Source organism: Agrobacterium sp. Ap1 (assembly GCF_017313375.1).
GTDB classification, from domain to species: Bacteria; Pseudomonadota; Alphaproteobacteria; order Rhizobiales; family Rhizobiaceae; genus Neorhizobium; species Neorhizobium cellulosilyticum.
In genome coordinates, this window is record NZ_JAFLMY010000001.1 from 409,019 (window position 1) to 429,918 (window position 20,900).

The following is a 20,900-nucleotide window of genomic DNA, read 5'->3' on the forward strand; positions in this document are numbered from 1 at the left end:
AAATGCAGTCTAAGGGCATTTCGCAACTGCACACAATGCTCATTCGCGACCTTCCAAGCACTTCCGACTTTGCTGAAACACGGGGTCAGACGCGGCGAAATCCTTCGCTGGCGGTCATGAGCTGCCGTGTATAGTCAGCGGAGAACGCACGGCTTTCCAGCGCATCGGCAGTAACCGTTTCAACAACCTTGCCCGACTTCATCACCGCCAGCCTTTCGCACATATGGCTGATGACACCGAGATCGTGGCTGACCATCACGAAGGTCAGCCCGCGATCTTTTCGCGCCTGTTCCAGCAGATTGAGGATTTCCGCCTGGATCGAAGCGTCGAGCGCAGAGGTCGGCTCATCAAGCAGCAGAACCTTCGGCTCCAGGATCAGCGCCCGGGCGATTGCCACGCGCTGCCGCTGTCCGCCGGAAAGCTGGTGCGAATACCGAAACCGGAAACCCGACCCCAACCCCACCTCGTCCAGCGCCCGCATGATCCGCTGGTCGACATTGTCGAACCCGTGGATCGCCAGCGGCTCCAGGAGCAGCCGGTCCACCGTCTGGCGCGGATGCAGCGATCCGTAGGGATCCTGAAATACCATCTGCACAGTGCGATAAAAATCCTTCGACCGGCTGCGGCCCGAATAGGACTGTCCGTTGATCGAAAGCGTCCCGGCGCTGAACGTATTCAAGCCCGTCACCGCGCGCAGCAGCGTCGATTTTCCAGAGCCGCTTTCGCCGACGATGCCGAAACTCTCGCCTTCAGCCACATCGACCGACACACGGTCGAGCGCGACAAACTCGTCGAACGTGACGACCATGTCTTTGACGGAAAGAACATTCGTCGTCATAGCGCCCACTCCTTCTTGCGGTCGAGCACCGGTAGCGGATGCCGGTCGGAGCCGATTGTCGGCAGGCAATTGAGCAGGCCTTGCGTATAGGGATGCTGAGCCTTGGAAAGATCCGCCGACGGCAGTTCCTCCACCACGCGCCCCGCATACATCACAAGCACCCGGTCGCAGAAGGACGAGACGAGCCGCAAGTCGTGCGACACGAAGATCAGCCCCATGCCGCGCTCGGCCACCAGCTTGTCGAGAATGCCGAGCACTTCGAGCTGCACGGTCACGTCAAGCGCCGAGGTCGGCTCGTCAGCGATCAGCAGTTCCGGCCCGCAGATCAGCATCATCGCGATCATAACCCGCTGCCCCATGCCACCGGAAACCTCGTGCGGATAAAGCGAAAACACCCGCTCCGGATCACGGATTTGCACCGCTTCCAGCATCGCAAGCGTGCGCGCCTTCGCCTCCGCAGTCGAGATCTTTTCATGCGTCTTCAGCGTCTCGATGATCTGCCTTCCGATGGTCGAGACGGGGTTCAGCGAATATTTCGGATCTTGCAGCACCATGCCGATCCGTTTCCCCCGGATCTCCCGCCGCTCGCGGTCGGAAATGCTCAGAAGATCACGTCCGGCAAAGTTCAGCGTCTTCGCGGTAATCTTGGCATGTTTCGGCGTCAGTCCCATGATCGCCCGGCCCGTCTGCGACTTGCCGGAACCGCTTTCGCCGACAATGCCCAGCCGTTCGCGCCCGAGCGTAAACGACACCCCACGCACGGCCTCGATCACACCGGTGCGCGTCGGAAAACTGACCCGCAAGTCTTCGACCGTCAGAAGCTTGTCCGTCCCCACAGCGCCACTCATTGCCCGGCCTCCTTCGGATCGAGCGCATCGCGCAACCCGTCGCCGAGCAGGTTGAAACCAAGCGAGACGATCAGGATCGCCGCACCCGGCATCGCCGCCACCCACCACTGGTCGAGAATGAAGCGGCGGCCCGACGCGATCATCGCCCCCCATTCCGGCAACGGCGGCTGCGCGCCGAGACCGAGGAAGCCGAGACCGGCGGCGGTTAGGATGATGCCTGCCATATCGAGCGTCACACGCACGATCAGCGAGGAGAGGCAGAGCGGCATCACGTGCCGCAGGATGATGCGGAACGGCGAGGCTCCCATCAGCTTCACCGCCGAAATGAATTCCGAATTGCGAAACGTCATCGTCTCGGCGCGGGCGATACGCGCATAAGGCGGCCAAGAGGTGACAGCGATTGCCAGCACCGCATTTTCGATCCCCGGCCCGAGAGCAGCCACCAGCGCCAATGCCAGAACCAGCTTCGGAAAGGCGAGAAAGATGTCGGTAATCCGCATCAGCACTGCATCCACCCAGCCACCCGCATAACCGGAAACCGTGCCGATGATGAGACCGACGGGAGCTGCGATGATCGCCACCAGCACAACGACAAACAACGTCAGCCGCGACCCGTGGATCAGGCGCGAAAGAATATCACGCCCCTGGTCATCGGTGCCGAGCAGGTAACCCGCAGAACTCGGCGGCAGAAGCCGCGAATTGCGCAGGTCGCCCTGCACCGGATTATGCGGCGCCAGCACATCGGCAAAGATCGCAACGAGGATCAGAAGAAGAATGATGCCGAGACCGGCCAGCGCCAGCCGGTTGGCGGAAAACCGCCGCCAGATCACATAGGCGCGGCCAAGCCGTGCCTGATGCCGCGAGGTCGGCTGTTCGGATAACAGCCATTCGCGGCTATAGGGCTTTTCACTTGCCTGAAGAACACTCATCGGCTTCTCGTCCTCGGATCAAGCGTCCGGTAGAGAAGGTCGGACAATATGTTGATGGCAATGAACACCGCACCGATGACGATCGTACCCCCGAGCACGGCATTCATGTCGGCATTCTGCAGCGAGTTGGTGATATAGAGGCCAAGCCCCGGCCAGGAGAAGATCGTCTCCGTCAGAACCGAACCTTCCAGCAGCCCCGCATAGGAAAGCGCAATCACCGTCACCAGTGGCACCGCGGCATTGCGCAGCGCATGAAACCAGATGATCCGCGTCTCCGACAGACCCTTGGCGCGCGCCGCCACGATATATTCCTGCTGCAACTCGTTGAGCATGAAGCTTCGCGTCATGCGGCTGATATAGGCAAGCGAGAAATAGCCGAGCAAGCCACCGGGCAGGATGATATGGCGGAACAGATCCCAGGCCACGTCCCACTGCCGCTGCCAGATCGCATCGAACAGGAAAAAGCCCGTCGCCGGCGTGAACGTATATTCGTAAACGATGTCGATACGCCCCGGATAGGCGACCCATCCAAGCTTGGCGTAAAACAGAACCAGCGCCAGCAGACCGAGCCAGAAGATCGGCACCGAATAACCGATCAACCCGATCACCCGCACGATCTGGTCGGCGATCGATCCGCGCTTGACGGCGGCAAGCACCCCGAGCGGCACGCCGATCAGAGCTCCGATGATCGTGCCGATCGTCGCAAGCTCGATCGTTGCGGGAAACACCCGCGCGATATCCGCCATCACGGGATTGGTGGTCAGTACCGACGTGCCGAAATCACCGGTCAGCGCCTGCTTTATATAGATCCAGAACTGCTGGTAGAGCGGCAGGTTGAGACCAAGCTCCTCCCGCACGCGCTCGACGACATGCGCCGGCGCGCGATCACCGACGATCGCCAGCGCCGGATCGATCGGCACCACCCGGCCGATAAAGAATGTGACGGCCAGAAGGCCGAGAAAGGTCGTAACAACCGTGACCACGAAACGGACCACAGCCATGCCAAAGGAGGAAGCACGGCGCCGGTTGCGCCGTGTCACTGCCGTCGTATCGGTAAGCGTCAAGGAGTTCTCCTTTGAGCAACGCGAAGGATTTGGGGCGTTGCGGTACGCGGCCTTCTCCCCGTGAAACGGGGAGAAGGTGCTGGCAGGCGGATGAGGGGAAAATGCCGCGAACTCAGCGCCCGCGACTGCCCCTCATTCCCTCGCTAGCGCTCCGGACCTTCTCCCCGCAGGCGGGGAGAAGGAGGCAAGCCGCACCGTCCGAATTTCAAACCCGCCAAGCCTGCTACTTCGAAACCGGATAGACGAAGTTCGTATCGAAGCTCGGCCCAAGCTTGAAGTCCTTCAGCTTCGACGAATAACCGGCAACTTCCGTCTGCTGGAAGATGATCACGAACGGGCTCTGGGCAAGCGCCTTTTTCTGCAGGTCCTCGTAAACTGCCGCGCGCTTGGCTGCATCCTTTTCCAGAAGCGCACCCTGGGCCGCCTCTTCTATGTCCTTAGGCACATCCCAGGCATTACGCCATGCCAGCGTCTTGTTCTTGCCCTCGTCGGAATTGTCGTAGTTGATGACGAAGGTTTCGGCATTCGAGTTCGGGTCGAAATAGTCCGAACCCCACTGGCCGATATAGATGTCATGGGTGCGGGCGCGGAATTTCGTCAGCGTCTGCTTGCCGTCGCCCGGAATGATTTCGAGCTTGATACCAGCCTGCGCCAGCGTCTGCTGCACGCTTTCGGCAATGCCCGTCACCGGCTGCGTGTTGCGTACATCCATGGTCACGGTAAAGCCGTCCTTCAGCCCCGCCTTGGCAAGCAGTTCCTTGGCCTTGGCGACATCCAGCTTGTAAGGGTTGTCGTTCAGCGCACCGAGCTGGCCCTTCGGCAGGAAGGTCTGGTGGATTTCGCCGATGCCCTTGATCAGCGTCGCGCCGATCGCGTCATAGTCGACCAGATACTTGAACGCTTCCGCCACTTCGGGCTTTGCCAGCTTCTCGTTTTTCTGGTTGAGGCTGAAATAGTAGATCGTGCCCTTCGGCGCAGACGTGATCGACAGGCCTTCCTTCTTGGAAACGGCCTCCACATCGTTCGGCTCGAGGTTACGGGCGATATCGATATCGCCATTTTCCAGCGCCAGACGCTGGCCGGAGCTTTCCTTCATGTGGCGATAGATGACGCGCTTCAGCTTCGGCTTCTCGCCGTAGTAATTCGGGTTGGCTTCCATGATGACGGCCTCGTTGGCGCGCCATGCCAGCACCTTGTACGGGCCGGAGCCGGCAAAGCCGGTCTTCATCCATTCATTGCCGAAATCGCTGTCGTATTTGTAGTCCGCCGAAGGCGTCATCGCCTTGGCATGTTCCATCACCACCTTCTTGTCGACCACGGAGGCGACGGTGGCAGTCAGAACGTTCAGGACGAAGCTCGGCGCATAGGCCTTGTCGACCGTGAAGGTGAACGTGTCGGGCGCGGTCGCCTTGGCTTTCTCGGCAACATTGTCGCCGCTCAGCCCGAACTGGGTCAGCAGAAAGGCCGGAGATTTGTCGAGCTTGACGGCGCGTTCGAACGAGAAGGCAACGTCTTCGGCGGTCAGCGGGTTGCCGGACGCAAATTTCAGGTCCGGCTTCAGCTTGAACGTATAGGTCATGCCGTCGTCGGAAACCGTCCAGCTGGCCGCCAGATCACCTATGACCTTGGACGTGTCGGCCGGATCCAGCATGACCAGCTTGCTATAGGTATTGGCAGTCACTTCGGCAGTGGAAAGCTCGAAGGCTTCGCCCGGATCGATGGTGATGATGTCATCGATCGCAAAGCCTTCGACCAGCGTATCGGCCGGCGTCGCGGCGAATGCCTGCGGTGCCGCAACCAGCAGCAGCGACAGTGCTGCGCTCGTCGAAAGCATGCGGACGGAAGTGCGGAAAGAGTGGAGCATGATCAGTTCCCCTGTTGTCATTTGCTCATGTCCGGCCCGCTTCGGGCCGTTATTCGTGCCAGGCTTTGCCGAGAACCCTCAACCAGTTCTCGCGGGCCAGCTTGGCCAAATCCTCGCCAGCGTATCCCGCTGTTTTTAAAGCTGCAACCAGATTTTGATTGCCCGCAGCATCACGAATTTCGACCGGTACGGTGCAGCCATCAAAGTCCGATCCGATCGCCACATGGTCTATCCCCATGCGCTCCACCATGTAGTCCACATGGCGTATCATCTCGGAGATCGGCGTGGCCGCAATGTCCAGCCCGTCGTCGCGCAGCATGGTGACCGCATAGTTCAGGCCCACGAGCCCGCCGCTCTCCTTGATCGCGTCCATCTGCCTGTCGGTCAGGTTGCGCGCGACTGGCGTCAGAGAATGTGCATTTGAATGGCTTGCGATCAGCGGCTGGTCGGAAGTTTTTGCCACATCCCAGAACCCCTTCTCGGTAATATGCGACAGGTCGATCAGGAGGCCGAGCCGGTTGCAGGCCTTGACCAGTTCGAAACCGAGATCGGTCAGGCCCGGCCCGGTATCCGTCGTCATCGGAAAGGCGAACGGCACGCCATGGCCAAAAATGTTGTGGCGGCTCCAGACCGGCCCGAGCGAGCGAAGACCAGCCGCATGGAAGACTTCGAGATTGGCGAGGTCGGCGTCGATCGGTTCGCAGCCTTCCATATGCAGCACGGCGGCAAACACGCCGTCCTTCATCGCCTGCCGGATATCGGCGGTGGAACGGCACAGTTTCCAGGCCCCTGCCCGGTCAAGCCGCAACGCGATTGCCGCCTTTTCCAGCCCTATATCCAGCGAAGGTGCGTATTCGAGCGGTGCGGCAAGCGGCGTCACATAACTCCCGTCCGGTTCGGGATCCTTGAGCACCAGATCGCCGGAGGGAATGTAGATCGCGCAAAGACCACCCGCGAGACCACCCGCTCGCGCCCGCGGCGCATCGATATGGCCTTCGGGGGTACCTTTGGAGAATTCCACAACGGGATCAGCTCCCGCCTTCATGTTCCGCCAGAGCCGCAACAACAAATCGTTATGGCCGTCGAACACCAGTTCCATCAAAGTCTTCCTGAAAATTTCGCTTGGGTCTTGAGGTAGGGTGTCGCGATCCTAGCCAGCAATCTCATGTCCGCAAGCCGAAAAAATCAGTGCGACCAAAGCTCTTCGCCGGCCTTGCTCAGTATCGGCGTGCGAAAACAGGAAACCACGCGCTCCTTCCACTGTGACCCGAAATCGTCGAGCTTCTTTTCCCAGCGATCCGATTGCAGCATGGCAGCGCCGATCACCACCGGCTCGATCCCGAGCGAGGTCATCAGCGTCAGGCCGGAAATGATCGAGGTGCCGGAGGAAATCACGTCATCGATTAGCGCCACGCGCTTGCCGTCGATGAGCGGCATCATCCGCGGGTCGACATAAAGCCGTTTCTGTTGTTCCGGCGTGGTGATCGAGGAAAGCGGTACCGAAAGCTCCTCGTCGTACCAGAACTTCTTCGATGTTCCGAGCGGTACGTAACGGGCAAAACCCAGCATCCGCGCCACCGCAGCGGCAAGCGTCAGGCCCAGTGTCGGCAGGCCGACAATCACTTCCGGCCGAAGTGCCGCGATCTTCGGCGCCAGATCGGCGGCGAGCGCATCCTGCACATCGAAACTCGCCTGATTGATGATCAGCGATGCCAGAGCATGTTGTCCATCGGCAAGCGGCCGGATCGGCAGCCTGATCTGTTCGCCGCTGTCGAGCCGTGCCGGAAAGAAACCGGAAAACGGTCCGGTCTCATCGAAAGAACCGGGAGCATGCAGCTCCTGCCAGAATTCATGCGGCCGCATCGCTTTTCCCAACCCTATATTATGCCAGAACTTCCAGTATCGGGTTCTCCATTAGCGTGCCGGTGGTCACGTCGGCAATGCCCCGGTCGGTCTGATGTGGCCCTGCGTTGCAGGCCAGCGTCGCGCCGAAACAGGCCTTGAACACCAGATAGGGCGGCTCCCAGTCGGCGACCTTGTCCATTGCCGCACGGATCGAGCGGAACTGATCGGCAACCACCTCGACCGGCTCTTCGGACACGAGGCCCGCCAGCGGCAGCGGAAGCAAGCTCACCACCTTGCCGCCGATCGCAACCGCCATACCGCCACCCGACGCGATCACCGCATTGGCAGCCGCAGCCATGTCGCGCGGATCAGAACCGAAAACGGTGAGGTTATGGCTGTCATGCGCCACGGTCGTCGCGAAAGCGCCCTTCCACTTGCCCCATCCGGTGAGGAAACCCAACCGGGTGCGGCTGTCGACACGGCCATGGCGATGAGTCACGGCGATCAACACCGATTCCTGCGGGGGTACCACGAACCCGTTTTCGACAACCGCATCCGCCTGCCCCCAGCGTGTGAACCGCGGCCGATCAATGGTCGCGACCCTCACCCGGGTACCTTCAGAGCGAAGTTTGAAATCATCTTCCGAGAGAGCCTGCAGCTTTACCGAACGGCGCAGCGGATTGGGGTTCATCCGGCACACATCGCCCATCATCTTTCCATAGCGCGAGACGATGTGGCCGCTCGCCACGACCGCACGTGTGCGAAAATCCTTGAGATCTTCGAAGAGCACGATATCCGCCCGGCGACCTGCCGCGATCAATCCGAGATCGGCGCGGCCGATCCTGACCGATCCGTTCAGCGTCGCCGCCTGCAGCGCCCATTCCGGCTTCATCCCGTAGCGCACCAGCCGGCGCACCACGTCGTCGAGACCGCCGCCATCGACGAGATCGTCGGGGAACACGTCGTCGGTGCAGATTGTCAGCGTCTGCGGCAGGTGCCCAAGCTTATTCAGCGCCTCGACGAATTCCGGCAGAAGGTGGTCATGTGAACCGCGCATCTCGATCGTCAGGCCGGCGCGCAGCTTCTGCATCAGGTCTTCGGCGGAGGTCAGCTCGTGGTCGGACGTGACGCCCGCCGTCATGAAAGCGGCAAGATCACCGCCAGCGAGGCCTCGGGCATGGCCGCTGACAAGCTTTTCCGAAACGAGCGCATTCTGCACGATATTGCTGATGCGCGGTTCGCGGTCGATCACGCCGCGCATGTTCATCACCTCAGCAAGGCCGGCAATCTTCGGCCACAGCAGCATTTCATCGATCACATCGGCATCGAAATCCGCGCCGGCAACCTCGTAGCCGGGGGCGGAAGGAACGCAGGACGGTGCCATGACGACGGCCCTTAACGGCAAAGAGCGGACAGCTTCCACCGACCATGCCACGCCATCGACACCGCAGACATTACCGAACTCATGCGGATCCCAGACCACCGTCGTCACGCCGCGCGGCACCACGGTCTCCGCATAGGTCGCCGGCGTCACCATCGAGCTTTCGATATGCATATGCGTGTCGATCAGACCCGGCGAAACGAACGCGCCGGTCGCATCGATCACCTGCGCCGCATCCGAGCGTGCACCACGCTCATGAACGCTGACGATCAGCGGCCCGACAATACCGATATCGGCGGGACGAAGCTCGCCGGTCACCACATCCACCAGCGTGCCGCCGGAAATCAAAATGTCGAAGGGCGCATCTCCGCGTGCGACCTTCACGGCATTGTCGCGAAAGCACGGTTCGGTAAATTCGCCAACGGTTGCGATAATGTCCTTCACCAGCTTGCCTCCGCCTTCAATGCGTCGAGAATGGATTGCTTGGCCTTTGCGGCATCGATATCCGCCGCGAACTGCGCGTTGAATTCGGCCCTGCCCGCTCGTGTCTCGACCACGGTGCGACCGCGCGTATGGCTGCCCGTCAATTCCATCTCGATCCGTGCATCCTGCCATGTCGCAAAATCCGGCTGCACGAAGGCCACCGCCGCAACAGCGTCATAAAGCGACATTGCCTTGCGCCCGCGGCTGGTAGCGATCGAAACGAAACCAGCAAGCAGATCGGCCAAGAGCGTCGCATTTCGGCCACCGGCAGAGCGCACCGGCTCGACATCTTCCGGCGCGCAAAGCACCTTGCGGCATAGATCGAGATCGACCATCCGGAACGGAATGCCGTGCGCAAGAACGATCGCCACCGCTTCCGGATCGGCAAAGGCGTTGAACTCGGCGGAGGCCGTGTGATTGCCGGCCGTCAGTCCGCCGCCCATCCATGTCAGGTCGGTGATCTTGGCGGCGAGGTCCGGTCGCGCCAGCGCCACGGCGGCAATATTGGTGAGAGGCCCAAGCGCCAGAATGCGTCGCTCGCCTTCGCTGCGCTCCAACCATGAACAAAGCGCCTCGAACGCATCCTCGACGAACGTATCCGGACCGGCCGGCAGGGCTTCACCCGCAGTCGGCATGCCCGCGTCGCTCAGGATCGAAACCGCTGTCTCCAGCTTGCCGAGAACCGGCTTTGCCCGCCCGGCGTGAATGGGAAACGGCCAGACGAAGGCAGCGGCGGCGCCAGCCGCATTGCGGCGCACCTGATCCAGCGGCGCATTGCCCAGGACAAGCGAAATCCCGTCGATGGCAAGCCCGCCATGGGCGACAACCATGATGGCGGCCAGATCATCGAACCCCATATCGGTATCGATCCAAACACCCATTTCAAGCACACTCCAAAAATACAACCGGACGATCCATTGGGGCGTCCATATACACGAGAGATTGAGGAGAAAGGATAAGGGTTTTCACCTACCATCCTTCCGAGCATGCGCGGCAGCAGCCACAACCGAATGCATCGTCGGACCCGTCGATTGCCGGATCACCAGCTTCATCGGCACACCATCACAATCCGGCCTCGCGGCGATCATGCTGCCGGCTGCGGCCTCACCGTTTCCAATCGCGTGACCAAGAGCCTCGACCGCACATTCCGCAATCGTCGCAAGGTCCTGCCGCAAGGTCGTGATCGGCGGCATAACGACAGATGACCAGACAAGATCATCGAAACCGCTGACACTGGCCTGAAGCGGAACGTCGATACCGTCACGCTGCAATTCGGTGAGCGCACGTAGCGCCAGAAGATCATAAACGGCAGCAAAGCCGGTAAACCCGTCGGCCACCCGGGCAGAGAGACCGAGCGCGCAACCCACTCCCTGCGAAGCCTCAAGATCTCCCACCCACAGGGTCTCGCAGCAAACATCCTTGCCGAGACCCGCCTTCAGGCCACCGATCCGGTCATTCTGCACATTCGATTCCCGGCTATGGGCGATCAGCAGCACCTTCCTGTGCCCGAGAGAAGCAAGATGACGCCCCATCTGCACGCCGCCCTCCCAATGGTCGGACGACACAGTGTTGCCGGGCGTCGAGGGGCTATCGATGATCGCCACGGGCGTGCCTATATCTGCGATCCGCGATCCACGACGGGGAACGACGATCATCCCGTCGACACCGCGTTCGATCAGGCGGCCGATTGCCGCCGTCTGCTGGGCAATCTCTCCGCGACTGTCGGCAATCAACACGCCGAACCCGGCGGAAGCCGCCGCCTGCTCGATTGCCTGCGCGATCTGCGGAAACAGTGGATTGGAGATATCCGGCAGCACCAGCCCGATAACGCCTGTCCGCCCTGTTCTGAGCGCCCGCGCCGCATGGCTCGGCACATAACCAAGCTCTTCCGCCGCCTGCCGGATTTTCGCTGAAAGCTCGGCGGAGACCCGCCCCTTGCCGGAAAGCGCATTGGACACGGTTGCCGAGGACACACCAAGGGCGGCGGCAATTTCCGTCATCGTCGCTGGCGTCCGACCGACACTCATCGTCCTGCTGCGTTCCAAGATGATTAATCGTTTAACCAACTATACCCGCATACATGCCAAATGTCGAGCGCAACACAACCTTTCATATAGAGTAATTCACAGCCGTTGCTACCACGCCACGATTTCCTGCCGATAGCGCGCCACTTCTTCCATCAGCCATGCCCGAAACGCGACAACCGGCGGAAAACCGGCCTTTGCTTGCGGCGCGACCACGTAATAGGCGCTGGGACTGACCACCTGATGCGGAAATGCCTCCACCAGCTGCCCGCTCGCCAGTTCCGTATCGATCAGGAAAAGCGGCATCAGCCCGACACCCAGGCCGGCAATACAAGCCTGCGTCACGCTGCCGAATTGTTCGAAGCGCATGCCCTCGCTCATGCTGCCGGCAATCCGAAGACTCTCGAACCAATGCTTCCACCCGCCCGGCCGTGACGCCATATGCAGAAGCGGCAGGCGCAACAGATCTTGCGCTTGACCGACAGGATGAGAGCTAAGAAACGCAGGCGAGCAGACCGGAGCCACCATCTCGTCCATCAGGAAGATACATTCGGCACCCGGCCATTCGGGTTGACCGACATGGATCGCCATATCGATACCATCCCGGTCGAAATCGAACACTCCGATACGGGTCGCGAAATTCAGCGTAATCTCCGGATGCCGTGCAACGAAGCCCGGAATGCGCGGCATCAGCCAGCGCGTACCGAATGTCGGCAGGATCGCCAGGTTGAGCTGGTCGCTATGTCGTTTGGTCATGGCATGGAGCGAAGCCGAGCGGATCTGCGACAGGGCACCTGCAATCGCTTTCGCAAATTCCGCACCCGCCGATGTCAACACGACGCCGCGGCTGGTTCGGTCGAAAAGCAGCACGCCCAACTGCTCTTCCAGCCCGGAAACCTGCCGGCTTATCGCCCCTTGCGTCAGCGACAGCTCGTCCGCCGCAAGCGAGAAACTGCCCAGCCGAGCAACGGAATCGAAGGCGGCAAGCGCCGAGGTGGAAGGCAGGAGTTTTCGCGAAAGTTCTTTCATGGACTATTACTAACCCTCATGGCCGATTGAGTAAACGGGCCTTGCGACAAACGACCACAGGACGATAATCTGCACGGGAAATTGCTTGGCGATTGAGACACCCGTCCCGTCCAAAAACATCGGAGACCCCCTTGGCCTTTATCTGGAACGACCCCTTCCTCATCGAAGATCAGCTGACCGAAGAAGAGCGCATGATCCGCGACGCGGCGGCCGCATTTGCCAAGTCCGAACTCCTGCCACGGGTCGAGGAAGCCTATCTCGAGGAAAAGACCGATGTCGGCCTCTTCAAGCTGATGGGTCAGACCGGCCTCCTAGGCGTCACGCTTCCGGAAGAATATGGCGCAGCCAATGCCTCCTACGTCGCCTATGGCCTCGTCGCCCGCGAGATCGAACGGATCGATTCTGGCTACCGCTCAATGATGAGCGTCCAGTCCTCGCTGGTCATCTACCCGATCTTCGCCTACGGCTCCGATGAGCAGAAAAAGAAATATCTGCCCGGCCTCGTCTCGGGCGAACTGATCGGCTGTTTCGGCCTTACCGAGCCGGATGCCGGCTCCGACCCCGGCGGCATGAAGACCCGCGCTGAAAAGATCGAGGGCGGCTATCGCCTGCGCGGCTCGAAAATGTGGATTTCCAATGCACCAATCGCCGACGTCTTCGTCGTCTGGGCAAAGTCGGAAGCCCATAATAACGAGATCCGCGGCTTCGTTCTGGAAAAGGGCATGAAGGGCCTTTCAGCCCCCAAGATCGGCGGCAAGCTCTCGCTGCGCGCCTCGATCACCGGCGAGATCGTCATGGATAGTGTCGAAGTCGGCGAAGACGCGCTTCTTCCAAACGTATCAGGCCTCAAAGGTCCGTTCGGCTGCCTCAACCGCGCCCGCTACGGCATCTCCTGGGGCGTCATGGGCGCGGCGGAAGACTGCTGGTTCCGCGCCCGCCAATACGGGCTGGATCGCAAGCAGTTCGGCAAGCCGCTCGCCGGCATGCAGCTTTACCAGAAGAAGCTTGCCGACATGCAGACCGAAATCACACTTGGCCTTCAGGCCAGCTTACGCGTCGGCCAGCTGATGGACCAGCATCGGATGGCGCCGGAAATGATCTCCATCGTCAAGCGCAACAATTGCGGCAAGGCGCTGGATATCGCTCGCCAAGCCCGCGACATGCATGGCGGCAACGGCATCCAGGTCGAATACCACGTCATGCGCCATTCGCAGAATCTGGAAACGGTCAACACCTACGAAGGCACCCACGACGTCCACGCCCTCATCCTGGGCCGCGCTCAAACGGGCATTCAGGCGTTTTTCTGATCGACGCCAACGACGCAGGTAATGTCACACTGAAGCCCGGCCGCATTGCGAGCCGGGCTTTTACGCGTTCGGCTCGATCTGGCCTGTTGGCGGCCGGTTCCGGCCATTCGGCACGGGCCGCCATTTCATCATCCGCCGGATTGCCGCCCTCTGCTCCGCATTAGAAATCGCGTGAACCGTCCGGTAGAAGGAATAGACGAGATAGGCAGGCAGCAGAACCGCTGCACCCTTCAATGTCAGCGGCACCCGATATTGTATCCGGGTCGTCCACGCATTTGACCACCGCTCCTTGTAATCCATGCGCAGTATCCGCATGTCAAAATCCAGGCCATGCTCGAAACACCAGCGCACCGTATCCTCGATGATCAACATGCCTGGTGAATAACGCGAATAATCGGGGTCAAAACTGGTGGTCAAAAGCTCGACGCGCGTGCGGTCGATCATGGTCAGGAACGCTGCTATCGGCTTGCCGTCCAGCGTAAGGCGAAAGAGCCCCACGCGCCCCAGCTCACCGCGCTTCATCGAAGCCGCCAGAAAAAACGCACGCGCCTCGCCCTTTCCAAGCCATGGGCATGACTTGTCCATGCGACGGAGCCAGCGTCGCTTCTCCTCGATCACCCAATCGATCGTCTCGACGGAACTGGCATAATCTTCCGGAAGTTCGAACCGCAGCTCACCAAGTTTTTGAAGTCTCTTGCGCCCCTGCTTCAGGTTGGTGCGGAATTTGGAAGAATAGGACGGGAGCAGATCATCGAGGTTTTCCACGCCACGCCGTTCGATCATGTAACTATCCAACGGATTGGGAATTTGAAAAGCGCCCGTTCTTTCCAGCACCTGCCGCACGGCGCCATCCTGTTCAACAAACGGCACCTCGATGATATCAGCCATCGGACGCAGGAGCGCCATCAACTCCCTGCAGATTTCGGCCGTATTCATATCGGGCGCTATCAGCGGATCACCATACTCCTCATGCATGCCGCACCCCAGCGGCTCGAGACGGGTCGCAGGGCCTAGCCTGTTTCGCTGGAACGGCCAGACCGCAACCAGCCGACGATCAGACCAGATAGTCGCGCATATCAACCGGTCACCTGCAGAAGCGTCCCTCGTCTCCCACCCGAGCTTTGCCCACTCAAAGGTCTGCGTGTAGTGGCACGTCACGACTGATCGCGCGAGGGCGTTCCACTCATCTTCAAGTTGAACAAAAGCCTCCACGCCGTCGACTAAAACAGAGCGCAACATCCGACCTCCCCTTCGGATTCACCGTGGGCCTAAATAAAAACCCATCTTGATTTCATCGATAACAAACAAACACCAAATAAACAAAGCATATTTAGGCGCATCACAAATACACTTTCGTGATTTACATTCATAGAACTGAAATAAAAGACAACTTACGAGCTGAGAGCGAGATTTCCTCAAATAATTGGAGAAGAAGACGACAACCGGTCTCAAGGCATGGAAACTCACAGTTCGCGCCGCTATTCGTCATTGGCCAAGGCGATGCGCCGGGTGTATCAACGCGATGCAGCTCAAAGAAAGCGATAAACACGCACAGGAAAGACCTCGCAAAGCATGCACGCAACGGATGAAGCGGGAAAAACCGTCTCTCAGAACGATACCGAGAACCAATTCGATGTCGGCGATCGTCTGCGCCTCGTGCGGCAGAGCTACGGTCTGTCACAGCGGGCATTGGCGGTAAAGGCCGGCGTTACCCATTCGCTCGTATCGCTGATCGAAAAGAACAAGGTCAGCCCTTCCGTCGCGTCGTTGAAGAAGATTCTTGAGGCGATCAACTATCCGCTGACGGATTTCTTTGCGCTTTCCCTGCCGCCCGTCGACCAGATTTTCTTTCGCGCCGACGAACTGACACCCTTGTCGAAAGGCGCGCTGACGCTGCTTCAGGTCGGCGATGCGAAATCCCATAGCGTCCAGATCTTTCACGAATTCTACGAGCCAGGCGCCGATACCGGCGAAACCATGCTGGCCCACGAGGCGGAGGAAGGCGGGGTTGTCGTCGCCGGCGAACTGGAAGTGACTGTCGGCAGCCAGACCCGCATCCTGAAACGCGGTGATGCCTATTTGTTCAACAGCCGCCTGCCGCATCGTTACCGAAATATCGGCACGGAACGCTGCGAAGTCGTCAGCGCCGTTACGCCGCCCTATCTCTAATCGGCAGACCGCCAGTCGTTAATCCAATTAGTATGACTTTTTTGACCGCGCCGCCGGTTGATTGTCGGCGGTGATTGTCTTAACTCAGGCACCGGAACCCATCCGCCCCTTCTGCCCGCGGCACTCCGCCGCGCGACCCGACGTTTCAAAACGAAAGTGGACCCCCATGCAGACCTATCCCGACGTAAAGCTTTTCATCAACGGCGAATGGCGCGATGCCATCGGCGGCGAAACGATCGAAGTGACCGATCCGGCCACCGACGAAGTGATCGGCAAGATCGCCCATGCCCGCAAGGCGGATCTCGATCTGGCGCTTCAAGCCGCTGACAAGGGTTTCAAGATCTGGCGTGACACGGCTCCCTTCGAGCGTTCGAAGCTGATGCGCAAGGCGGCCGACATTCTGCGCGAACGTGCCGATGCCATCGCCTTCCTCATGACCCGCGAACAGGGTAAGCCGCTGGCACAGTCCAAGATGGAAATCATGGGGGCCGCCGACACGATCGACTGGTTCGCCGAAGAGGCACGCCGCACCTATGGCCAGATCATCCCGGCCCGCTTCTCCGGCGTCGCCCAGATGACCATCAAGCAGCCGGTCGGCCCGGTCGCAGCCTTCACCCCGTGGAACTTCCCGATCAACCAGATCGTCCGCAAGCTTTCCGCCGCCGTTGCCACCGGCTGCTCGATCATCGTCAAGGCACCGGAAGAAACTCCGGCATCGCCTGCCGAACTGATCCGCGCCTTTGCCGATGCCGGCATCCCGGCCGGCGTCATCGGCCTCGTCTACGGCATCCCGGCTGAAGTATCTGAATACCTGATCCCGCATCCGGTCATCCGCAAGATCTCGTTTACCGGCTCTACCCCGGTCGGAAAGCATCTGGCAGCGCTTGCCGGCAAGCACATGAAGCGCGCCACGATGGAACTCGGTGGTCACGCTCCGGTCATGGTCTTCAACGACGCCGACCTCGACAAGGCGATCGAAATCAGCGCCATGTCTAAGTTCCGCAATGCCGGTCAGGTCTGCGTATCCCCGACCCGCTTCCTGGTTCAGGATGGTATCGCCGACAAGTTCCTTGACGGTTTCGTCAAGGCTGCCGAAGCCATCAAGGTCGGCAACGGCCTGGAAGCGGATACCGTCATGGGCCCGCTTGCCAATGAGCGCCGCATCCCGGCCATGGAAGCGCTGATCCAGGACGCAGTCTCGAACGGCGGCGAACTGAAGACCGGCGGAAAGCGCATCGGCAACAAGGGCAACTTCTTCGAACCGACGGTTCTTGCCAATGTCCCGACCACGGCCAAGATCATGAACGACGAGCCCTTTGGCCCGATCGCCATCATCAACCGCTTCTCCTCCTATGAGGACGCGATCACCGAGGCCAACCGCCTGCCCTTCGGCCTTGCATCCTACGCCTTCACCGGCTCGGTCAAGACCGCCCATGCACTCGGCCGCGAAGTCGAAGCAGGCATGCTGACGATCAACCACAACGGTCTGGCGCTTCCAGAAGTCCCGTTCGGCGGCATGAAGGATTCCGGCTACGGCACCGAAGGCGGCTCGGAAGCCGTCGCCGCCTATCTCGAAACCAAATACGTTACCCAGATGAACTGATCGATCCATCTACGATCGCATCTAAAGAACCGGCCGGAGCCACCGCTCCGGCCGGTTTTCTTTTGGGCCTTGCCTGCATCAACGGAGTGGAATACGAAAACAAATAGTGAACATATGGATATAATGATGGCCGAGCCGGAAATGGAAACCGCCCCTCTCCTGAAGGAAATCTTCAACCGTGACCGGCTGAGCCATTTCGCCCGCGAGATCTCCACGATCCATCCGGCTTTCGATGGCGAGCGCTTTCTCCAACTCGCATCCGAAGGATTGGACGATCTGAGTATCATGCAGCGTCTGCGGCAGGTCGCTGTATCCTTCCATGCGACATTACCCGGCCCCTACGAAAAGAACATAGAGATCCTCTGGGACCTCGCGCCACGCATCAACCACGGCTTCGCCTCGATCACCCTGCCGGAATATGTGGCGCTTTACGGTCAGGACCACTTTGACCTGTCGATGAGGGCCCTCGCTTTTTTCACTCGCTTCGGCTCATCCGAATTCGCCATCCGGCATTTCCTCTTGAAAGACATGCCGCGCACGCTCGCGATGATGCAGAACTGGTCGATGGACGAAAACGAACATGTCCGACGTCTCTCATCGGAAGGCTGCCGTCCGCGACTGCCGTGGTCCTTCCAGCTGAAACAGCTGATCGCTGACCCCTCGCCGGTCACCCCGATCCTGGAAAATCTGAAAAGCGACCCGAGCCTTTATGTCCGCAAGTCCGTAGCAAACCACCTGAACGACATCACCAAGAATCATCCAGGCTGGGTTCTGACAAAGCTGTCGCACTGGGATCAGTCGGATGCCCGTACCGCATGGATCACCAAACAGGCATTGCGCACCCTGATCAAGAAGGGCGACACCCGTGCCCTGCACGTCTTCGGTGCAGGCCACAAGGCGGAGGTAAAAGTCGAAACCTTCTCGGTAACGCCGCCATCGCTCGTGCTCGGCGGTGCGGTCCAGATAACGGCGAAGCTCACCTCGACCGGCTCCACGAGTCAGAAATTAGTGATCGACTATGCCATCCATTACGTGAAGAAGACCGGCGGCACATCGAAAAAGGTGTTCAAGTGGAAGGAACTGACGCTCGAGCCGCATGCCCGCGCCGAACTCACGATCACCCGCCCTATCCGCAACTTCACCACCCGCTTTCATTATCCGGGACGGCATGTGGTAGAATTGCTCGTGAATGGAGAAGTGCTTGGCGAGGCCGCGTTCGAGCTCGACACCTGAACAAAAAGAAAGAGCACCGCCGGGGCGATGCTCTGATCCTTACTTCCGCTTCTCAAACCCGCCCTTGGCCGCGGGCTTCTTCTTGAAAGGCTTGTCGCCATCACCCTTGGCAAACGGCTTGTCGCCAAAGGCCTTCTTCTTGAACGGCTTATCACCGAAAGGCTTGTCGCCGCTTTTCTTGGCAAAGTCGCCCTTCGGCTTTTCACCCCAGACGTCGTCGTCCATGCGGCGTTCGGCGCTGGCCTTTTCGCCCTTGGGCTTCCAGTCCTTGCGCGGCGCATCGCCGAACGGCTTGTCGCCATCCTTGAAAGGCTTCTTTTCACGGTAAGGCTTGTCACCAAAGGCCTTGTCGCCACGCGGGCCATCCTTGGCGAACGGCTTGTCCTTGCGGAAACCATCCTTCTTCGGACCATCCTTCCAAGGCTTGTCCATCCGCGGACCGTCGCGCTTTGTGAAGCCCTCGTCGTCCGTGCCACGGGAGAACTTCGAAAAATCGGGAGCGGCATCCAGACGCGTCACGCGGATACCGCGATCCATCATCTTGTCCTTGCCGAGCTTGGCCATGAACTTGTCGGCATGCGCCTCGGCAATCTCGACGAAGGTCTCGTCGGCCTGCATCTTGATCGCGCCGATCTCGTTCTTGCTGAGATCACCGCTCTTGCAGATGGTGGGGATCAGCCAGCGCGGTTCGGCGCGCTGCTTGCGGCCGACCGACAGCGAAAACCAAACGGCCGGGCCGAAATCACCGCGCGGGGTGAGCGGTCGCGAGGCCGGATCACCCTGCCCGCCTTCGCGCGGCTTGCGTGCTTCGAGAGACACGACGCTGACATCTTCCGGCGCGGAATTCTTGCCGCGATAAAGCGAGACGAAAGCGGTCGCGAGCTTTTCGGCGTCGAAACGCTCGATGAGCTTGGCGATCAGAGCCTGCTCGTCTTCATTGGTCGTCACTTCGGTGAAGATCGGATCGGCAAACAGCCGCTCCTCGTCACGTACCGTCACCTCGTCGGCAGACGGCGGGTTCGCCCATGTCGGCTCCACCTTGGCGCCGAACAGCAGGCGCTCGGCCTTGCGGCGCTGGGTGACCGGAACGATCAGCGCGCTGACGCCCTTGCGGCCCGCACGGCCGGTACGGCCAGAGCGGTGCAGCAGTGTTTCGGAATTGGTCGGAAGATCCGCATGGATGACGAGTTCGAGACCCGGCAGGTCGATGCCGCGGGCAGCAACGTCGGTCGCGATGCAGACGCGGGCGCGGCCATCGCGCATAGCCTGCAGCGCATGGGTGCGCTCGTTCTGGGTCAATTCACCCGACAGCGCCACGACGGAGAAATTGCGGTTGGAAAGCCGCGCATGCAGATGATTGACGGCCGCACGCGTCGAGCAGAACACGATCGCATTCGGCGCTTCGTAATAGCGCAGCACGTTGACGATGGCGTTTTCACGGTCGGACGGCGTGACCAGCAGGGCGCGATACTCGATATCGACATGCTGCTTCTGTTCGGCAGCCGTCGCGATGCGTACGGCATCACGCTGGTAGCTCTTGGCAAGCTTCGCGATCGCGGCGGGAACCGTGGCCGAGAACATCAGCGTACGACGTTCGTCCGGAGCGGATTCAAGGATGAATTCCAGGTCTTCGCGGAAACCGAGATCGAGCATCTCGTCGGCTTCGTCGAGTACGGCAACCCGAACCTCGGACATGTCGAGCGCATTGCGGCGGATATGGTCGCAGATACGGCCCGGCGTGCCGACGACGATATGCGCGCCACGTTCCAGCGCCCGGCGCTCGTTGCGGATATCCATGCCGCCGACGCAGGAGGTGATCACGGCACCGGCTTCGGCGTAAAGCCAATCCAGTTCGCGCTTCACCTGCATGGCAAGCTCGCGGGTCGGCGCAATGACGAGTGCGAGCGGCGCGGCGGCGCGGCCAAAACTGTCGCGATCTTCAAGCAGGGTGGGCGCCATGGCGATGCCGAAGGCCACCGTCTTGCCGGACCCCGTCTGGGCGGAAACCAGCGCATCGGACGTGGCCAGCGCCGGGTCCAGCATCGCCAGCTGAACGGGGGTCAGCGTCTCGTAACCACGCTTCTGCAAAGCCTTCGCGATCGCCGGAACGGCGCCGTTGATATCGGTCATCAATCTTGTCTTTCGGAATGTACCGCGCCTGCTGGCGCCTTGGCTGCAACGATCGCAGCCGAACGTTTGCGCCGTCCCTATAGGGTAAGCTGCAAAAAGTCAAAGCATGGGTGGTTTGCGCGGGAAGCGCGTGTATCGAAATGAGCTATGCTG

Annotated in this window: 17 protein-coding genes; 4 read left to right on the forward strand and 13 right to left on the reverse strand. The window is 60.3% G+C overall.

Features of this window, described 5'->3' with window-relative positions:
• Positions 1 to 85: 85 nt before the first annotated feature.
• From JZX87_RS01995 to JZX87_RS02045, 11 genes are all read right to left on the reverse strand, one after another.
• A complete protein-coding gene (locus JZX87_RS01995) occupies positions 86 to 838 on the reverse strand; it encodes an ABC transporter ATP-binding protein (protein WP_286194043.1) in 753 nt (250 codons plus the stop codon).
• Positions 835 to 1,686, reverse strand: coding sequence for an ABC transporter ATP-binding protein (locus tag JZX87_RS02000; protein ID WP_206823357.1), 852 nt, complete (start codon positions 1,684 to 1,686; stop codon positions 835 to 837). The genes JZX87_RS01995 and JZX87_RS02000 overlap by 4 nt, the downstream gene beginning before the upstream one ends.
• Positions 1,683 to 2,615 (reverse strand): nickel transporter permease, encoded by a 933-nt coding sequence (nikC, locus tag JZX87_RS02005; RefSeq protein ID WP_206823358.1) that lies wholly within the window; start codon positions 2,613 to 2,615, stop codon positions 1,683 to 1,685. The genes JZX87_RS02000 and nikC overlap by 4 nt, the downstream gene beginning before the upstream one ends.
• Positions 2,612 to 3,616, reverse strand: a complete 1,005-nt coding sequence (locus JZX87_RS02010) for an ABC transporter permease (protein ID WP_502711291.1) — start codon at positions 3,614 to 3,616, stop codon at positions 2,612 to 2,614. The genes nikC and JZX87_RS02010 overlap by 4 nt, the downstream gene beginning before the upstream one ends.
• 286 nt (positions 3,617 to 3,902) lie before the next feature.
• Entirely contained in the window at positions 3,903 to 5,543 is a 1,641-nt protein-coding gene (locus tag JZX87_RS02015) for an ABC transporter substrate-binding protein (protein WP_148143642.1), read from the reverse strand.
• Positions 5,544 to 5,592: 49 nt separating this feature from the next.
• The gene (locus tag JZX87_RS02020; RefSeq protein ID WP_206823360.1) at positions 5,593 to 6,642 is read right to left on the reverse strand and encodes a dipeptidase; all 1,050 of its coding nucleotides are present in this window, start codon (positions 6,640 to 6,642) and stop codon (positions 5,593 to 5,595) included.
• A gap of 86 nt (positions 6,643 to 6,728) precedes the next feature.
• Positions 6,729 to 7,406 (reverse strand): phosphoribosyltransferase, encoded by a 678-nt coding sequence (locus JZX87_RS02025; RefSeq protein WP_206823361.1) that lies wholly within the window; start codon positions 7,404 to 7,406, stop codon positions 6,729 to 6,731.
• 19 nt (positions 7,407 to 7,425) lie between these two features.
• A complete protein-coding gene (locus JZX87_RS02030; RefSeq protein WP_502711285.1) occupies positions 7,426 to 9,213 on the reverse strand; it encodes an adenine deaminase in 1,788 nt (595 codons plus the stop codon).
• On the reverse strand, positions 9,210 to 10,133 hold the full coding sequence (locus JZX87_RS02035) for a nucleoside hydrolase (RefSeq protein WP_206823368.1): 924 nt from the start codon (positions 10,131 to 10,133) through the stop codon (positions 9,210 to 9,212). Before JZX87_RS02035 ends, JZX87_RS02030 begins: the two co-directional genes overlap by 4 nt.
• Before the next feature lie 84 nt (positions 10,134 to 10,217).
• The gene (locus JZX87_RS02040) at positions 10,218 to 11,279 is read right to left on the reverse strand and encodes a LacI family DNA-binding transcriptional regulator (protein ID WP_246712515.1); all 1,062 of its coding nucleotides are present in this window, start codon (positions 11,277 to 11,279) and stop codon (positions 10,218 to 10,220) included.
• Positions 11,280 to 11,387: 108 nt separating this feature from the next.
• Complete coding sequence (locus JZX87_RS02045) at positions 11,388 to 12,305, reverse strand: LysR family transcriptional regulator (protein ID WP_206823371.1); 918 nt, start codon at positions 12,303 to 12,305, stop codon at positions 11,388 to 11,390.
• A 131-nt stretch (positions 12,306 to 12,436) separates the two neighbouring features.
• Here JZX87_RS02045 and JZX87_RS02050 point away from each other — a divergent pair, with 131 nt between their 5' ends.
• Positions 12,437 to 13,612, forward strand: coding sequence for an acyl-CoA dehydrogenase (locus tag JZX87_RS02050; protein ID WP_148143144.1), 1,176 nt, complete (start codon positions 12,437 to 12,439; stop codon positions 13,610 to 13,612).
• 60 nt (positions 13,613 to 13,672) lie between these two features.
• Here JZX87_RS02050 and JZX87_RS02055 read toward each other — a convergent pair whose 3' ends face one another.
• On the reverse strand, positions 13,673 to 14,587 hold the full coding sequence (locus tag JZX87_RS02055) for a GNAT family N-acetyltransferase (RefSeq protein ID WP_206823375.1): 915 nt from the start codon (positions 14,585 to 14,587) through the stop codon (positions 13,673 to 13,675).
• Positions 14,588 to 15,184: 597 nt separating this feature from the next.
• Between JZX87_RS02055 and JZX87_RS02060 the strand changes: the two genes are divergently transcribed.
• The 3 genes from JZX87_RS02060 (at position 15,185) to JZX87_RS02070 (ending at position 18,617) form a co-directional block, all read left to right on the forward strand.
• On the forward strand, positions 15,185 to 15,781 hold the full coding sequence (locus tag JZX87_RS02060; protein WP_206823379.1) for a cupin domain-containing protein: 597 nt from the start codon (positions 15,185 to 15,187) through the stop codon (positions 15,779 to 15,781).
• 166 nt (positions 15,782 to 15,947) lie between these two features.
• Positions 15,948 to 17,384, forward strand: a complete 1,437-nt coding sequence (locus tag JZX87_RS02065; protein ID WP_206823381.1) for an NAD-dependent succinate-semialdehyde dehydrogenase — start codon at positions 15,948 to 15,950, stop codon at positions 17,382 to 17,384.
• A 126-nt stretch (positions 17,385 to 17,510) separates the two neighbouring features.
• Positions 17,511 to 18,617 carry a DNA alkylation repair protein gene (locus tag JZX87_RS02070; protein ID WP_206823383.1) on the forward strand — a complete coding sequence of 369 codons (1,107 nt, stop codon included), beginning with the start codon at positions 17,511 to 17,513 and terminating at the stop codon, positions 18,615 to 18,617.
• Between the two features lie 39 nt (positions 18,618 to 18,656).
• Here JZX87_RS02070 and JZX87_RS02075 read toward each other — a convergent pair whose 3' ends face one another.
• Entirely contained in the window at positions 18,657 to 20,747 is a 2,091-nt protein-coding gene (locus JZX87_RS02075) for a DEAD/DEAH box helicase (protein WP_206823386.1), read from the reverse strand.
• Positions 20,748 to 20,900 lie beyond the last annotated feature (153 nt).